14 protein-coding genes are annotated in these 17,117 nt (G+C 33.8%); all 14 read right to left on the minus strand.

Annotated elements, in window-relative coordinates; translation table 11 throughout:
• The coding region (gene galE / locus B9T29_RS14090) for a UDP-glucose 4-epimerase GalE (RefSeq protein WP_086176528.1) at positions 1-623 on the minus strand (623 nt) is incomplete at its 3' end.
• Positions 616-2,289 (minus strand): glucose-6-phosphate isomerase, encoded by a 1,674-nt coding sequence (gene pgi / locus B9T29_RS14095; protein WP_086176529.1) that lies wholly within the window; start codon positions 2,287-2,289, stop codon positions 616-618. The genes galE and pgi, both read right to left, overlap by 8 nt.
• A complete protein-coding gene (locus B9T29_RS14100; RefSeq protein WP_086176530.1) occupies positions 2,289-3,545 on the minus strand; it encodes a nucleotide sugar dehydrogenase in 1,257 nt (418 codons plus the stop codon). The genes pgi and B9T29_RS14100 overlap by 1 nt, the downstream gene beginning before the upstream one ends.
• An 11-nt stretch (positions 3,546-3,556) precedes the next feature.
• Positions 3,557-4,432, minus strand: a complete 876-nt coding sequence (gene galU / locus B9T29_RS14105; protein ID WP_086176531.1) for a UTP--glucose-1-phosphate uridylyltransferase GalU — start codon at positions 4,430-4,432, stop codon at positions 3,557-3,559.
• Positions 4,433-4,457: 25 nt separating this feature from the next.
• On the minus strand, positions 4,458-5,078 hold the full coding sequence (locus B9T29_RS14110) for a sugar transferase (RefSeq protein WP_086176532.1): 621 nt from the start codon (positions 5,076-5,078) through the stop codon (positions 4,458-4,460).
• A gap of 164 nt (positions 5,079-5,242) precedes the next feature.
• Positions 5,243-6,364 carry a glycosyltransferase gene (locus B9T29_RS14115; RefSeq protein WP_171264061.1) on the minus strand — a complete coding sequence of 374 codons (1,122 nt, stop codon included), beginning with the start codon at positions 6,362-6,364 and terminating at the stop codon, positions 5,243-5,245.
• Position 6,365: 1 nt separating this feature from the next.
• Positions 6,366-8,000 (minus strand): heparinase II/III family protein, encoded by a 1,635-nt coding sequence (locus B9T29_RS14120; protein WP_086176534.1) that lies wholly within the window; start codon positions 7,998-8,000, stop codon positions 6,366-6,368.
• A gap of 12 nt (positions 8,001-8,012) precedes the next feature.
• Entirely contained in the window at positions 8,013-10,154 is a 2,142-nt protein-coding gene (locus B9T29_RS14125) for a bi-domain-containing oxidoreductase (protein ID WP_086176535.1), read from the minus strand.
• Positions 10,151-11,494: a hypothetical protein gene (locus B9T29_RS14130; RefSeq protein ID WP_086176536.1), complete on the minus strand. Its 1,344-nt coding sequence runs from the start codon at positions 11,492-11,494 to the stop codon at positions 10,151-10,153. Before B9T29_RS14130 ends, B9T29_RS14125 begins: the two co-directional genes overlap by 4 nt.
• The gene (locus B9T29_RS14135) at positions 11,481-12,626 is read right to left on the minus strand and encodes a glycosyltransferase (protein WP_086176537.1); all 1,146 of its coding nucleotides are present in this window, start codon (positions 12,624-12,626) and stop codon (positions 11,481-11,483) included. The genes B9T29_RS14130 and B9T29_RS14135 overlap by 14 nt, the downstream gene beginning before the upstream one ends.
• Entirely contained in the window at positions 12,623-13,699 is a 1,077-nt protein-coding gene (locus B9T29_RS14140; RefSeq protein ID WP_086176538.1) for a glycosyltransferase family 4 protein, read from the minus strand. The genes B9T29_RS14135 and B9T29_RS14140 overlap by 4 nt, the downstream gene beginning before the upstream one ends.
• Positions 13,696-14,523, minus strand: coding sequence for an O-antigen ligase family protein (locus B9T29_RS14145; protein WP_171264062.1), 828 nt, complete (start codon positions 14,521-14,523; stop codon positions 13,696-13,698). Before B9T29_RS14145 ends, B9T29_RS14140 begins: the two co-directional genes overlap by 4 nt.
• A 307-nt stretch (positions 14,524-14,830) precedes the next feature.
• On the minus strand, positions 14,831-15,916 hold the full coding sequence (locus B9T29_RS14150) for a hypothetical protein (RefSeq protein WP_086176540.1): 1,086 nt from the start codon (positions 15,914-15,916) through the stop codon (positions 14,831-14,833).
• The gene (locus B9T29_RS14155) at positions 15,903-17,117 is read right to left on the minus strand and encodes a polysaccharide biosynthesis C-terminal domain-containing protein (RefSeq protein WP_086176541.1); all 1,215 of its coding nucleotides are present in this window, start codon (positions 17,115-17,117) and stop codon (positions 15,903-15,905) included. The genes B9T29_RS14150 and B9T29_RS14155 overlap by 14 nt, the downstream gene beginning before the upstream one ends.

Consider the following 17,117-nt stretch of genomic DNA (forward strand, 5'->3'; position numbering starts at 1 on the left):
ACTTGAGTGACAAATGGCATCAGGTTATTCGGAATGCCTTGCGGATCTTCTCCAATACGACCACTTTTATGCGCACCGACCGGGTTGAAATAACGCAGTAAGGCAATCGACCAGCGTTCATCTGCCACGGATAATTTCTGTAAAAGCTGTTCAACAATCAGTTTGGTATAACCATAGTTATTACTTGGCATACCTGTAGGCATGTCTTCATTTAAAGGCGATACATTGGCTTCATCATACACTGTGGCCGATGAACTGAAGACTAAATTAAATACCCCAGCACGCTGCATGGCCTGTACCAGTTGAATGGAGCCAGAAATATTATTGTCAAAATAAGCCAGTGGAATTTGCTGGCTTTCCCCTACCGCTTTTAAACCGGCAAAATGAATCACGGCATCAATGTGATGCTGCTGAAAAACCTGATCTAAAACCTGTGCATCACGAATGTCACCCTGCACAAAAGTGAGGGTTTTTCCACTGATCTGTTGTACACGGTTTAAAGATTCTTCCGAACTATTGCAGAGATTATCCAGCACAATGACATCATGCGCTGAATTTAACAGTTGCACGCAGGTATGTGAGCCAATAAAGCCTGCACCGCCGGTCACTAAAATTTTAGCCATGGGTTTTTCCTAATAATATATGTATTAAGCCTTGAGTCGAGGCATCTAAATCTGAAATATTCTGACTTTCACCACTTAAAATCGGCAGCAGCTGATTGGCAATTTCCTTGCCTTTTTCAACCCCCCATTGATCAAAGGGATTAATATTCCAGAGTACAGACTGCACAAACACTTTATGTTCATACATGGCAATCAACATACCCAGACTATAAGGTGTCAGCTCTTTGAGTAAAATGGTGCTACTGGGCTGATTGCCTGCATATTGTTTATAGGCAGGTAAATTATTGAGTTCAGTCTGATCTAATGCCTGATTACCAAATGCCAGCAAGCGTGACTGTGCCAGACAGTTTGATAAGGCCAAATGATGCTGCTCAATCAAGGCATCGGCATTGTCCACATAAGTAAATTGCTGGGCATTATAACGTTTTACTGGTGCAATAAAATCACAGCTGACTGCTTGTGTACCTTGATGCAATAACTGATAAAAAGCATGCTGGGCATTGGGTCCGACCTCACCCCAAACAATCGGGCAAGTATTGGTTTCAACGTGTTCACCTGTACGTTGAATCGATTTACCATTCGATTCCATTTCCAGCTGCTGTAAATAGGCTGCAAAGTATTTTAAACGGCCATCATAAGGCAAAATGGCATGGGTCTGGATATCTAGAAAGTTGGTATTCCAAGCGCCCAGCAAGCCCATCAATACCGGAATATTGTGTGTAAAAGGAGCATTCTGGAAATGCTGATCCATCGCATAAGCTCCGGCCAGCAGCTGCTTAAAGCCCGCAACCCCTATACTGAGCGCTACGGGCAAACCAATACATGACCAGAGTGAATAACGCCCGCCGACCCAGTCCCAAAGCAACAACTGATTTTCAGGAGCAATACCCCACTCGGTCATTTTCTCAGGTTTGGTCGAGACTCCGATAAAATGGTGTTTGAGAATATGCGGATGCTGACCTAAAGCTTTTTCCAGCCATAAACGCACGGTTTGCGCATTGGATAAGGTATCGATGGTGCCAAAAGACTTGGATGAGATAATAAATAAAGTGGTTTCAGGGCGCAGCTGATGCAGCAATGCTGACAGCTGGCTGCCATCCATAGTCGAGACAAAATGTACATTTAAAGGCTTGGTGGTCTGTTTTTTAAAATCAGATAGCGCATGACTGACCATCACTGGCCCAAGATCCGAACCGCCAACACCAATATTGACCACATCCTGAATCACTTCACCGGTCGCACCGCGAAATTGACCGGCATGGATTTTTTCCACCAAGGCATACATGCGCTGAAGTTGCTGATGAACCTGCGCTGCAACTTTAGCATGCTGTTGATTATGTAGAGGCAAACGTAATGCCCAGTGCATCGCCGCACGCTGTTCGGTATAGTTAATGGCTTCACTAGAAAACAGCCGTTTAATCCAGGACCTGAGTTCTTGTGCATTGGCCCATTCAACCAACCGGTCAATTACCGCCTGATTGACCCGATGCTTGCTAAAATCAAAAACCATATTGTCTAAATTTACAGAAAATTTTTGAAAACGGTCATCTTCTTCTGCAAAAAAATCGGTTAAATGCTTGTTCCCAAGTTCATTTTTCAAGTTCAGCAGCTTGCTTAAAACTGTATCAGTCGCTTCTACTGGATAAGGTTGTATTTGATTCATCATTAACGCCCTACCCCCATATAGGCAAATCCCTGCGCTTTTACATAGTCTGGATCATAAATATTTCGACCATCCAAAATCACGGGATGCTGCATTATTTTTAATAAAGTCGGGTAATCGGGACTCCAATATTGTTTCCAGGCGGTTAACAGGCATAAAGCATGTGCGCCGTTCGTGGCTTCATACTGGTCGGTACAATAAATCAAGTCCTCACGATGACCATAGACTTTCTCAATTTCCGCCAATGCCTGCGGATCATGCAGTTTGACCGTCACCCCTTGCGCCCATAAGGCTTTCAGCATGATATGAATAGGGGATTGCTGGATACGTGCCGTATTTTCTTTAAAAGAGGCACCCCAAATTGCCACCGTTTTAGCTTTTAAATCGCCATGGTAATAATTCCACAGTTTTCTAAACAGCAGCTCTTTTTGTTGTTCATTGATTTCCCACACCTGCGCCAATAGCTGACTTTTAGCCCCTGTCCCGGACACGGTATTGGCCAAAGTGAGAATATCATGCGAGAAGTTCTCTCCACCAAAACCCGCACCTGGATACAGATACGACGACCCTATCCGACTATCTGCTGCCATACCCTGACGCACATGCTCGATATCAATGCCCAGTTTTTCCGCAACTACGGCGAGGTCATTAATATAACTAATGCGTGTCGCCAACATGCCTGAAATGCTGAGTTTGGTAAATTCAGCATCTAAAATGGGCATAAATAAATATTGCTGATGACGCGGAAATAATGGACGCAGTAATTCCTGGATTTTGAGTTGAACCTTACTTTGCTCACAGCCCACAATCAACTGTTCGGCTTGAGTCATGCTGGTCAAGGCATTTCCCTCCTGAATGATGTCAGGTAAATACACCCAGTCATCTTCAGGTAAATACTTTTGTAATTTGTCCGTACCATGCAAGCCTAGCGTGGACGCATTAATCATCAGTTTAGGATGAATAATTTGACGCTGACCGATTTCTTTTAATATTTCAATCCCCAGATGTTCTTCAGTCGGATTAAAACTAAAGAAATAAGCATCCATATCCAGGGCAATATCATTCAGGTGACAGTATTTTAAAAATCCATTTTGTTGCTGTTTATCCAGTAACTGTTTGACAGCATCATCTTGGGCATAAGCTTGTTCTAAAGCACTTTTTTTTAGAAAATCACACCAATACACCTGATGCCCACATTCGGCCAACAATGCTGACAGGACACCTGAATACAGGGTTTGTCCAAAGACTGCAACCTTCATCATTTACCGCCTTATAATGCAAGTTCCTGGATAAGCACTTTAAAGTCCTCACCCAATTTAGGATGATCTACACCATAATGTAACACGGCTTTGAGATAACCCAGTTTGCTGCCGCAGTCAAAGGTTTGACCTTTCATTCGATAGGCTTCAACCGTTTCCGTCTTTTGTAATTCTGCAATCGCATCGGTCAGCTGAATTTCATTCCCTGCACCTTTAGGTGTTATTTCTAAAAGTTGCATAATCTTGGCAGGCAGGACATAACGACCCACGACAGAAAGATTGGAGGGTGCCGTCCCAACCGCCGGTTTTTCTACAATCCCTTGCATTTTAATACTTTCACCTTCTGCAGGGGATGCAACCACATCCACAATACCGTATTGATCAACCAGATGATCCGGCACAGCTTCCACCATAATTTGTGAAGATTGAGATGCGTTAAAACGTTGAATCATCAAACTTAGGTCATTGACCGGATCATTGTCTTTAACCAGTACATCAGGCAGTAAAACAGCAAAGTCATCTTCTCCAATGACATCTTTGGCACAGAGCACGGCATGACCTAGACCTAGTGGTTGTGGCTGACGTACGCTAATCACACTGACATGCGGGGGTAAAATCTCGGTAATTTCTTTCAGCAAATCGAATTTCTTTTTGTTTTCTAAAGTGGTTTCCAGCTCAAAGTTCCGGTCAAAATAGTTTTCAATGGAGGCTTTGGAAGAGTGAGTCACCAAGATGATTTGTTCAATCCCAGCTGCGACAGCCTCACGTACCACATACTCAATGGCTGGACGGTCGACCACAGTGACCATTTCTTTAGGGATGGATTTGCTGGCAGGTAAAAAACGTGTACCGAGGCCTGCGACTGGGAGAATGGCTTTTTTGATCATAAGATTTGACTTGCTAAAAATAAGGTTATTTCTGGGAAGAATCTGCTTGAGATATACTTTGACTGGAAAATCTTGTAGCACCTACTTCTTGATCTGGCGCATTAATGCCTTCTTTAGACCGCATAACTTTAACTGTTTTAATCATGATTTTAAAATCGAGCAATATCGATTGTGTATCGACATATTGAACATCAAGATCAAATTTTTCTTCCCAGGATAAATGATTCCGACCACTCACTTGTGCAAGTCCTGTCATACCCGGCTTCACCTCATGGCGACGCATTTGGTGAGGAGTATAATGTTCAAGAAATTCTTTCATTTGAGGACGAGGGCCCACAATACTCATGTCGCCTTTTAGGACATTAATCAATTGTGGCATTTCATCCAGGCTTGTAGAACGCAATTTATGGCCAAAAGGAGTAATGCGTTGATCATCAGGTAAAGGATTTCCTTCTTTATCCGTTGCATTCAACATAGACCTGAATTTAATCATTTTAAAGATTTTTACATCCTGCCCTGGTCGTTCCTGCAGAAAAAATATAGGTGAACCTATATTTTTACGAACTTTATAAGCAACCCAAAGGAAAATTGGACTCAACAGAGCTAATGCTGTTAAAGCTATTAGAAAATCAATTAAACGTTTCATTTATATAACCTTAATTATCCTTATTTAGTCCTCAAGAAAGTTATTAAACTAAAATTATTCAATGCTTATTGATGCAGCAATTTTTATGAAGATGCTCATATTCCACAACTTTTCTCTTAAAAAGTATTATATCTTGAAATGGTTTATTTTTGATGTAAATTTACTTAAATCATAGATATAAGCTTTTCAACTGTAACATCACGTAAATACTCAGCTTTTATTTTTTCTCTATTTTCCAAGCATAATTGCTGATATTTACCGCTTTCCTGAATTTGCTGGATTTCATTCCTCAAGGCCTGAATATTGCAAGGGGCAATTAAAGACACATTCTGAAAATTTTCTAATGTTTTTCCAGCTACACCAACGCCACCATATAAAACATATTTTCCGGTAGATAAATATTCATATAATTTAGAAGGCATAGCAGTAGCAAATTCTGGAGTCAATTGTGCATATAGAATGTCAGATTGATTATATATTTCTAAAAGTTCATTAAATTGACGACGGCCCCAGAAATTTAAATTCTGTTGGTCAGAATCAACTAATGTATTAATTCTTTCAAAATCTGTGCCCGCACCCACAATATTAAATTGAACATGCGGTAACAGTTTGCTTGCTTCAATCAGTGTTGATAAATCTTGCGCCAAACCTACATTACCAATATAAGTTACAGTAAACTGATTAGAGTGATTCTGCTGAACGTGACTTAACTTTTCAAAAACTGAAAGTGAGACTCCATTTGGAACTTTAACGATTAATTCTTTATTAGAGATATATTTAGAAATATAATCAAACTCATGATCATTAGTCACACTGATAAGATCGAACTTCTTTAAATTAACCAAAGCACTTTGAGTAAAAACTCTTTTCGCAATTCTATTTACTAATGACTTTGTATCCAAATACTCCCAGCTTAAATCACGAATATCTAAAATTTTAGTTTTTCCAGATTTAAGTAAAAAGCTTAAATGAAGTAAAAACATCGATGGAATTGTGATTAAGTTTACCTCACAATTGAGTTCATTAGCTTTATTTAATGCCAATGAAGCTATTTTCATTTCCAAAAAAGCACGTTTTATAAAAGATGAAATTTTTGTATCAACAAATGGAATTTTAAAATGTGAAAAATTTTCATGCTCTAAAAGCTGAAATTTTTCATCATCCATAGAAATCAGTTTAACTTGGTGTCCCGCTGCTAGAAACGAATTTACAAAACTAAGTACACGATTTCTTGAAGCATTTTCATTTTCCAGACTATTGGCACTAATAATACATATATTTGACATTTTAAAAATCTGTATCTCTGCAAGAAATTGAAATCTCATAAGTATTTGATAATAAATTTATTTTCAAACACTTATTTGAAATTGATTTGCCAAACTCAGGGTTCCAATAACCATCCTTAAATATAGTTTCAACCTCACCTTTGATTTGAATATCAATGATGTGACCATTTAATTCACATACAAAATCGTGATTTGATTCTTTTTTTATTTTCACGTCAGGATGAAAGTGAATATATGAAATTGCAGATTTAAATGTACCACATAAATTATCTTTCAAGAGAATTCGGTTTTCTTGGAAAACCACAGAACGAGTATGAGTCACGCCTGTTAAGCTTTTATAAGATGACGAAAAATCGATTATTTTATTATCATTATAATGGATTGTATTTAATTTAGGACTTACCCTTCTCGCAACTCTAAAACCAGACCAAATTTCACTGGAATTTTGCTGATCGATTTCAACTGTATTATGAGCAGACGTTCCGCGCTGATATAGCCTTTCAGCACCTAAACCGTATTGAGATATGCCAGAATTTACTATAAATCTTGAATCCCCGATACTTAATTCAAAACTGAGAGTATCTGCATGGGCATGTCCTGGCTGATAACTTGGACCGACTTCAGCAACATCCATAATAAATTTATAAGCTTCACGTTGGACAGCAATATAGCCACTGTTAGTTAAACTGACATCCGTCATATCTGTTAAGGCTACATTTATTTCTAAGTTTTCAGCATAATTTCGCAAATTTTCATAGGTGGATGCAATACCAAAGGCAGCATCATTAAAAAAGGAAATTTCGCCATCTGGATGGGATAGATGCTTCAGCCATTCAAGCATTTTAATAATTTTATTTTTTAAATGGCTAACATCAATTAAGTCATTAGCTGAATAACAAACAGCAATTAATTGATAAATATCTAAAAGATCTTCTAAAAAAATTGCATGGTACATTGGTGTTAATTCAAAATTTGCACCATCGGCAAGAACCTGTTCGTCAATTTCTTTTTTATAAATTTTTAGCCCCAAGTTCAGCCATTTTTTCGATTCCATAGTATCAAAATACAGTCCTGCAAAAATCAGCGCTTTTGCATTGGCAAATAAATGATTAGCCAAGATATGCCATTCAACGGTTTTAGATAAATGTTCAGCTTGTAAAGCTAAACTCTGGAGCTGAACCTCGTTGAGTGTATTTCCTTGAAGTGACCATTTAACCCAATTCACGATTCTTAAAGAATTTGGATAAGGTTCCCAGGCATTACCTGAAGAATAAGGATTTTCATCAATCCATTTATGAATTAAATCATTATGCCAGTGTTTACGCTCAATTGTATTTTTTGCATTTAAATCATCAAAATAATGCAGGTTGTATAACCATAATTTTTCTTGCTGCGGAGTATTCCAATCCTCAGCCGTGTTTAACTGACCTAAATGATTTAAGAATAAAAATTGGGTTGGACTAAGCATACTAATAGGCTTAGCGATTTTATTTTCCCAACTTTTCGAACAATTTCTAAGCTGAATGTTAAATACGGTTTGCTTGGTTTTTGGCTTAAGCAAAAGATAGTGCAGCCGATAAGACAACTGCACAAATTTTAAATATTTAATAGTATGAATTAATTTTAGTAGTTTCATAGCAAATAAAACTTATGCCTGCTTTTCTCTAAGTAATTGCGCTGCTTGGATTGTGACTCGTGCAACCTCTAAAATTTCCTCTAGAGGAATTGGAGTATTTTCTCCTTTTTCAATTGCTTCAACAAAAGCTTGGACACAGTTTTCCTGCCCTTTATCCTGCCGCCATAAGTTCATTTTCTTAAAGCCTGACCAGCCATAGCCAACCATTTTTCTAAAATTATCTAGTTGAAGAACTTTACCCCCAGTAAAGACCTCAATTCGTTCTTTTGGAAAAGCATTAGAGCCATTAGCTAAGTAGAAAATTGTACCAAACGAACCATCTTCGAATGCCAAAGTAATACAAGCCTTATCTTCAACCAAGTCTTGATCGAATTGACTTCCCAGCCCTTGTGCTTGATAACTTACAATTTTTGAACCCGCAAGAAATCTCATTAAATCAATAAAATGACATGCTTCCCCAATAATACGGCCACCCCCTACTTCAGGATCTTGAGTCCAATGATCTGCTGGTATAGCACCTGCATTCATAGTCATGATAAAAGTTTTAGGCTGTTTTACTGTTGCTAGCAGTTGCTTCATTTTTTGAATTTGAGGTGAAAAACGACGGTTAAAACCAACCATTAAATGCGGTTTAGCTGTAGATGGATTAGAATGATAGAACTCTTCAATCGCATCTACTTCTGCTAAATTTAATGCTAAGGGCTTTTCCACAAAAACATTTTTATTCGCATTCAATGCGTCCAGAACAAATTTTGCATGTGTATTATGACGAGTTGCTATAATACAGGTATTAATTTCGCTATTTTGCCAAATATCATTGAGCTCTGATGAGGCAATTTTGAAGCCAGCTTTCTCACCATGAATTACACTATTCATGCCACTTGCTGTCACAATGGTATGCAAATTAACATTGGTTTTCTTAAATGCCGGAATGAGTACACGTGACGCATAGTTACCAGCACCAATACAACCCAAAGTAACTTTAGCAACTGAGTTGATTTGATAATTCGGTAAATCTAAACGTTTGAAATGTCTATTTTCGACCTGATGTTCATATTGTAAAACAATACCTAGACTATCACGCACATTGGTAAGCACCTCATATGCAGAAACTGCATCTTCAAATTTGAAACGGTGGCTCACTAATGTTTCAACATCTAAAGCTCCTGATGCCATCATATCCAATACAGCAACAAAATTACGCTGCTCTGTCCACCGAACAAAACCGATTGGATAGTCATTACCTTTCGCTTCATAGAATTCATCATAACGGCCTGGACCATATGAACATGAAACCTGGAAACTTAATTCTTTTTCATAAAAATCAGCACGATTTAATTCTAAACCCACAACACCAACAAGAATAATACGGCCGCGTTTACGACACATTAATGCTGCCTGATGTACAGGATCATTTGACTTGGTTGAGGCGGTAATAATTACGCCATCCACACCTAAGCCGCGTGCAAATACTTCTGCCACTGTTACTGGATCTTGACCTAAAGCAGGATTACAAATCTCAGCCCCATATTTTTTTGCCAACTCTAATTTTTTTTGATCAAAATCGACAGCTAAAACACGACAACCATTTGCTTTAAGTAATTGAATCGCCATTAAGCCGATAAGACCAGCACCAATGACAACAAAACTTTCCCCTAAAGTCGGCTGTGCCAAACGGATACCTTGTAAAGCAATTGCACCTAATACGGTAAAACTTGCAGCTTCATCAGAAACATTATCTGGAATTTTTGCACATAAGTTTTTAGGTACTTTAACTACATCAGCATGATGACCATTGGAAACAACTCGATCGCCAACTTTAAAACCTTCAACTTGTTTACCAATTTCTTGAATCACCCCTACATTGCAATATCCTAATGGCAAAGGCTGATTAAGTTTTGATTGTACAGCTTCATAAGTTGTAAGCAGACCATCTGTCTTTACCTTATCTAGTACCATACGTACTTTTTCTGGTTGTTGGCGTGCTTTATCAATTACATTTGCTTTACCAAAATCAACCAACATACGTTCTGTACCAGCAGAAATAAGAGAAATTCTGGTAGAAATAATAAGGTGACCTGTATTTACTTGAGGAGATGGGGCTTCAACAATTGAAGTACCGCCTTTAGATAAATCTTGGAAAATTTGTTTCATGATATATTCTTCAACATTAAAGGTACTTTACCAGCACTTGTTTTTACAGGTTCAGGTATAAATTTATAACTAAAAATTATGTCAATATTACTAGAATCGAAAGTGCTATTGATAAAATCATCAGAATATATATTTTTAGAACTGAAATAAATTGTTGCATAACCTGGTTCCGATTGATGCACTTGTATATGCTTGACACAATCAAAAATTTTATGATGCCTACCAAAAATAAATCCAGTTAAATAAATTTTATTATTGCTCTTATCTAATATATATTCACCAGATCGTCCTTCAGAAATTTCAAAACAATCTAAAATATTTTCTTTATAATTAGGAATTACTATATCTTCCGTATTATATCTAATTAGGGGTGATACCATATTATAATAACTAGTTCCGACAAGATTTTCGGCATTATCTATACAAATAGTCTCAACAAAACCATACGTATGGAATGGCGTATAGCTATACTTTTTGTTTTTTTCATAAGCTAGAATACATCTTTCAGTATGACCATACCATGAGATAGATGAACATTGAACTAACTGTTCTGCATTATTTCTGGCAATAGGGGATGGAAGTTCAGATCCCAAAAACATTCCTTTTATATTGTTTTTAAAGTAACTAAGTAATGGATGATTATTTTCATTCAGCCAAAAAATTAAATCAAAAATAGCACTAGGATAGCCATGTAAATAAACAGGATTATATTTAATACAAGCTTTAAACAAGTGATCTGCTATTACAGGAAATGGCTTATAAATATCAACAGTCAATTGATGTCGAATAGAATCGTAAGAAACTACATTTTCTATATCAGACCGCCCACCAAACATAATTTTTAAATGATATTGTTTATAAGCTAAATTAGCCCAAATGTGATGCATATGTGCCCACTCATGAGGTACTGAACTAGGCTCAATATAAAATGCAAATGGTTTTCCACTACTACCACCTGTATTAGCTAAGCTTTTCTTTAATTTATAATTAGAACGATATTCTAATGGTACATCTTGTAAAATTAATTTATTTATAACAGGAATTTCTTTAATATCATCGTATGATTTAAGATCAACAGGTCTAAAGTTACAATCATTATAAAAATCATTATAAAATGGAATATTATCATATGCATACATAGAAATATATTTAACTTTATTAAATATAAAATCTTTTTTCTTTGCAGCATTATATTTATCAAATTGATTTATCTCTATAATTCTCTTTTTATAAATCCCCCCCATAAAAGGCCTTATACCATATGGAATTTTAGCAACCATATTACCGACACTATAAGGCAAATTGACTAAATTTTTCTTCATAAAATCAATGTAATTCATCTTGCTTACCTTCATGTATATTTAAAATATTGTGAAAAATTTCCCTCTGCTTTAACCATTTAGTTTCTGGTGTAGTATAGGTACTTAACTGATGTAAGCCATTAGCTATTAATAATTTTTTTAAATTTTCATTTTCTTTAAGGCTAATTATTTTTTCAACAATATCTATTGCATTAAACGGGTCAAAATAAATTGCAGATTCTTCACATAACCCACGCGAAAAATCTCTATCTGAAGTCAATAATGGTCTTTGGCTAATAAATGCTTCAGGATAAGCACTGGTAGAAGATTCCGCTAATGTAGGCAAAAATACTGCATTATTTTCTAAATACTTTATAGCCAACATTTTATAATCGACTGGGCCATAATTATTTAATAGATTCTTCGCTTCTTGATTTTTGCATAAGCTTTTAATTTTATCAAAATCAGATTTTTTCAACATGAAGTTAAAATTAATATCAAAAATTTTTCTCTCTACTAAAATATCACATACTACTGCAACAACTTCTAAATTTTTATGAGGATAATAAGAAGAAGGCACTATTAAATTAAATTTATCTTTATTATTAGAAATATTATTCTCTTTAATATTTTTTTCAAAAATAGGTGAGTAGCAATTTTCAACGACAAAAATATTATCTAAACTAACATTTAATAATTTAGATAAATTTTTTCTGACAACATTTGTTTCTACCACATAATAATCTGCATTTTTTTTGAATAAATACTGCTTAACAACATACATTAATTTAATTCTTATTTTTTTTAAAAAGCTATATTTTAAGTAATCCTGTACTTCAGAATAAAACATTAGACCTAAAGCAAAACCTTGTAAATTTGGTGCCTTAGAACGCCAATATGAAGGGCCAAAGACTGTGAAAACTAAATCTGGATTATATATAGCTTCTATATTTTTCATTATTTTAGATAGTTTTATTTTATTTTTGCTTTGTATAACTTGATAATTTTTAAATGCTAACTTGGCTTTATCTGAAAGTTGCTGATCTATTTGTACTGTAGCGACTACAATAGCCTCAATAGATTTATCATTAGATAAATTTTCTAAAAAACTAAGACCTACTTGAACCCCTCCACCAATATTAAGAAGGCTACAATCAACTAAAATTTTCATCTAATGGTCCACATATTAATTACATTAATTAACTTTTCTGAAAAAAATGTGCTTGTGAATGATTCAAATACTTTCTTTGAATTTAAACTATGTGAAATGATTAACTCATGATTATCATAGGCTTTCATATGATTGGCTAGTTCAATTATATTTTCAGATTTAAAAATCAATCCATTATCTTTTGTTGCTAAATGAGTTGAAGCTCCAACTGCATCAGAAACAATAACAGGTAGGCCACAACAAATTGCCTCATTGACCACCATCCCCCAACCATCATATCGACTTGGTAATACAAATATTTCACAAGCATAATATGCTGATGAGATATTTTGTGCTGGTATTACCCCACGAAATAATACCTGTGATTCAATCCCCAAATCACTTACTAATTTTCTATAATTATAGCCTTCTTTCTCATTACCGACTAAGACAAGGCACCATTCTGGATCATTTTTATAACTTTGTGCGAAAGCTTTAATTAATAAATCAATTCCTTTACGAGGATAAAGTACACCTATGCATAAAAAGGCTTTACGACCTGCCTTAAATTTAATGATTTCATTATCAGGATCTTTAGAAATTAATGAATTAAACGAATAAGGTAAAATCTCTATTTTATTAGACTTAACTCCCCATTTGATAAAATCATTTTTTGCATGCTCACCAATTGCTAAAGCACCTAAAGCAAAATTATTAATATAATGAGCATGAATAAATTTTCTATAGCAGGAAAGATACCATTTCCACCCCGGCGTCGCATTTTCGCTCCAATGAATCCACTTAATACCATTTTTTGAAAATTCTTTGCGCAATTTCAGCAATAATGAATGCCCATAACCCGGTAGAATATGAATATAATTTTTAAGTTCATCTAGATTAATTTTAAATTCTTGATGATCTATATATTTTTCATAGGATTTAATTTGAAAGTCTTTGTTCCAACCCATTTCACTACGTGTACTAGGAATTTTATCATAGTAATAAACTTGAAAATATTCACACTTTTCATTTAACTCATCAAAAAACTGTGCCTGATGATGGGAAGGTTGATTCATCCAAATAACTAATTTCATAAAAAATTTCTAGACCTAGATAAAAAACCAAGAGTAAACCAAAAAATTAAAACATGATAACCATTTGAAAAAATAGTATCTGGTTCTAATAAAGTTGAAAACAAACCGCATAATAAAACCAGATATAAATTATAATTTATTTTTTCAAAATTAATAATTACCTTTCTTAAAGAAATAAATAAAAATAGAAATAATGGAGAAAAGCCTATTAAACCATAATTTAAAATAAAATTTAGCCAAGCATTGTGAATTTGATTATACTCAAAACCATAATTAGTTAAACTATAACCACCACTACTATAATAACCAAATAAATAATTATTTTTAAATAATTCTAAAAAATATACATATTGTGAAGATCTACCCGTAGTAATATCTTCCACTCCGGATAATCTTAAGTATTTACCAAAATAAATAAAAATCGTTAAAAATAATCCTAAAGTAATTAGAAAAGTTAAAAACTTACTTCTCCAACTTACCTCCCACATAGTTATAAATACACATAATGCCAAACAAAAATAGATCATCCCCCCCCTTGAACCTGTTGATAAAACACACAGAAAAGCAGATACAAATAGTAGTTTTTTAAATTTTGATGACCTTGCAAAGTTTAGTAAGTATAATGTAAGTAAGGCGACTCCAATTCCCCAACTAGTTCTAGCGATAGAAAAACCAGAAGAGCTAAGCATTACCTCAGAAAATTCATAATCCAACCATAGTTGATTTTTATAGTTTAAAGTTGGAAAAAATAATGATAAAAATACCCATAAGAATAAAATACTAGTTAATAATAATACTTTATTTGAGAGATATAAAAAACTCATACTTTTACCAAAAAAATAAAAGATTACAAATGAAGTAAACATTATAATATATTTTAAATCATTAACACTTGAAATTAAATTATAAAAAATAGCAATAATTAGACAAAATATAATAAAAATATCATCGTTATTATAATAATTCTTTTTCATAAAAAAGAAAATTAGATATAAAACCACAATACCACTCAGCATTATAATTTTAAAATCAGATATTAATTGGCTTGATACAAAAGGAAACCAATACAAGTTAGCAATTATAAAAAAAATTGAAATAAAATAAAATAAAAATTTTCTTTTTAATATCATTTTAAACTAACAACCCTTCAACTATTGATCTTATATCATTATCTTCGAAAAAGTCTTTATTTTTATCCATATATAAATTATAAGATTGATTGATTATATTTACTGCATTTTTAAATTTTTCAGTAGTCCAATATATAACTATACCAATCTTATTAATTTCAGATAAAATTTCTAGAGAGATACAGTGATTAGAAATAAAGGGTATACCAAAGCCACAGTATTCCCATACTTTATTTGGAGCACAATATAAATTATTTAAATTGATAAGGTCATAACTCATAATACCTATAGAAGCATAGCTGGTAATTTCTAAATGAAATGGTGCTGGAACCATTCCTAAATATTTAATATTATTCGAAACTTTAACTAAACTTTCTGCATAACCATGATCTGGTCCCATTAACCAAAACTCATATTCAGGCAGCTCTTTCATTGCCGCCGCTATAGGCATCAAATTACGATCACCACCAATATGCCCCTGATACAAAATAATTGGTTTATCAGTAGCAAACTTCTCCAAAATCGCTTTTGTTTTCTCATGCGTCGGCTGCATTCTCTTTGTACGAGGATGACTATAAGGTTTATTTGGAAAAACAATCGGTCTTTCCTTTAATTCCAACCAAACTTGTAAAATAGCAGCACGATTTATTTCAGGACTTACGACTTTTTTTGCTTTCTGAGCAATTGGCTTTATGCTTTCTAAAAGACCACGATGAGTATCGTATAACTCATGTAAATGAAGAATATATTCATTAGTCTCTAAGAATTCTAATCCTTTACATGCACGTGCTGTATCTAAAGAACCCAGCCAAATTAAGTCTTCATTACTTGCAAACTTACTTAAAGTTTTTTTAACAAAGGATCTATAATCAATATAATTTTTTAGTTTTCTTAACTTATTAACTTGATGTGACTGCTGCAATATAAATTCTTGAAAATTTTCTTTATTTAACCCACTATCTTGAGTAGAAATAAATTTTACTTCATATTCTTCAAAATCAAGTAAACACTGCATAACTGTCATTATGGGTGGTAAATTTACAACATGAGACCTTAATAAAACCCAAATTGTTTTAGATTTTTTCATTGCTCACCCCCTTATAGAACAAAAATTGTATAATCGTTAATACTAAATACGAGGCTAGAAATGCCCATGCCAAACTTTCAGCTACATTTTGGCTTGATAAGATATAGGTTACAGACAAAAGAGTTACTGCCCAAATCAAATTCATCCACATACCAAACCAAGCCCGGTTGACAGATGGCCAAAGGCTAGCAAATATGGCATTCACACTAAAAAATATAATAGTTAAAAGCATGATATAAAAATTATTTATAATTACATCATTTTTGCTATCAATGATGTAAAAGTATAAATCTTTAAATAAAAACAGCATTACTGCAACAATTATGGAAAAACCAATATTGTATTTTGCAATTTTCGAAAAATCTTTTTCACCATTTTCACTTGAAAACTTAGAAATTAAATAACCATTTAATGCATTTGGAATAAAAACTGCCACCAGATACATTTGATATATAATATTAAAATAAGCTAAGTTTTCATAACCATCTTGTTGACTTGACATTAACTTAAATGAAAAACCAATTACAGGTGCAACCAATATTCCAGAGAATATTACTGGAAATGTTAAATTTCTAAAACTACTTTTTATAATACTTAAATCAGCTTTCGAAATTTTAGTGGCTTGAATACTTAAAATCTTCTTTGCAGAATAAAAATTAAAAACAAACAAACTAAATCGATATAAGATTAAAGATAAAAATACACCTAAAACACTAAATTGATATATAAAAAATATACTTACAGGTAAAAAAATAAAAAAATTAATTAGATTATTTTTAAATATTTTATCAAAACCTTTCATTCCATTAAGTACAGCTTCGCTTATTGAATTATAAGCACTGAATAATGTAAATAAAAGTAAAAATAAATATACTCCTAAATCAACAATGCTTCCTTGTCGGTCAACAGATAAGAAAAATATTAGAGTACTTAAAAATAAAGAAAGAAATGTAGATAATATATAGTTATATTTCACATACAATTTTGACAAATTGGTATTTTTATTTTTTGCTACAAAACTGTTAACTGCGACAGATGCTCCCATATTTGAAACAGCACCAATTGTTGCTGTAAGCGCAAGCACAAGCGCAATAAAACCATATTCATCAGGTAAAATATACCTAAAACTAATAATATTAATTAATAATATTATTAGTTTAGAAAATACACTTGCACCTAATGAATAAATAACTTTATTCAT

The sequence above is a fragment of the Acinetobacter sp. ANC 3903 genome (assembly GCF_002135315.1).
Classification (GTDB): Bacteria; Pseudomonadota; Gammaproteobacteria; order Pseudomonadales; family Moraxellaceae; genus Acinetobacter.

Bases quoted from the DNA above. Each gene is read 5' to 3' on its own strand.
- B9T29_RS14130 (WP_086176536.1), bottom strand. From the start codon at position 11,494: ATGAATTACATTGATTTTATGAAGAAAAATTTAGTCAATTTGCCTTAT.
- B9T29_RS14140 (WP_086176538.1), bottom strand. From the start codon at position 13,699: ATGAAATTAGTTATTTGGATGAATCAACCTTCCCATCATCAGGCACAG.
- pgi (WP_086176529.1), bottom strand. From the start codon at position 2,289: ATGATGAATCAAATACAACCTTATCCAGTAGAAGCGACTGATACAGTT.
- B9T29_RS14100 (WP_086176530.1), bottom strand. From the start codon at position 3,545: ATGAAGGTTGCAGTCTTTGGACAAACCCTGTATTCAGGTGTCCTGTCA.
- galU (WP_086176531.1), bottom strand. From the start codon at position 4,432: ATGATCAAAAAAGCCATTCTCCCAGTCGCAGGCCTCGGTACACGTTTT.
- B9T29_RS14145 (WP_171264062.1), bottom strand. From the start codon at position 14,523: ATGAGTTTTTTATATCTCTCAAATAAAGTATTATTATTAACTAGTATT.
- B9T29_RS14110 (WP_086176532.1), bottom strand. From the start codon at position 5,078: ATGAAACGTTTAATTGATTTTCTAATAGCTTTAACAGCATTAGCTCTG.
- B9T29_RS14135 (WP_086176537.1), bottom strand. From the start codon at position 12,626: ATGAAAATTTTAGTTGATTGTAGCCTTCTTAATATTGGTGGAGGGGTT.
- B9T29_RS14115 (WP_171264061.1), bottom strand. From the start codon at position 6,364: ATGTCAAATATATGTATTATTAGTGCCAATAGTCTGGAAAATGAAAAT.
- B9T29_RS14150 (WP_086176540.1), bottom strand. From the start codon at position 15,916: ATGAAAAAATCTAAAACAATTTGGGTTTTATTAAGGTCTCATGTTGTA.
- B9T29_RS14155 (WP_086176541.1), bottom strand. From the start codon at position 17,117: ATGAATAAAGTTATTTATTCATTAGGTGCAAGTGTATTTTCTAAACTA.
- B9T29_RS14120 (WP_086176534.1), bottom strand. From the start codon at position 8,000: ATGAAACTACTAAAATTAATTCATACTATTAAATATTTAAAATTTGTG.
- B9T29_RS14125 (WP_086176535.1), bottom strand. From the start codon at position 10,154: ATGAAACAAATTTTCCAAGATTTATCTAAAGGCGGTACTTCAATTGTT.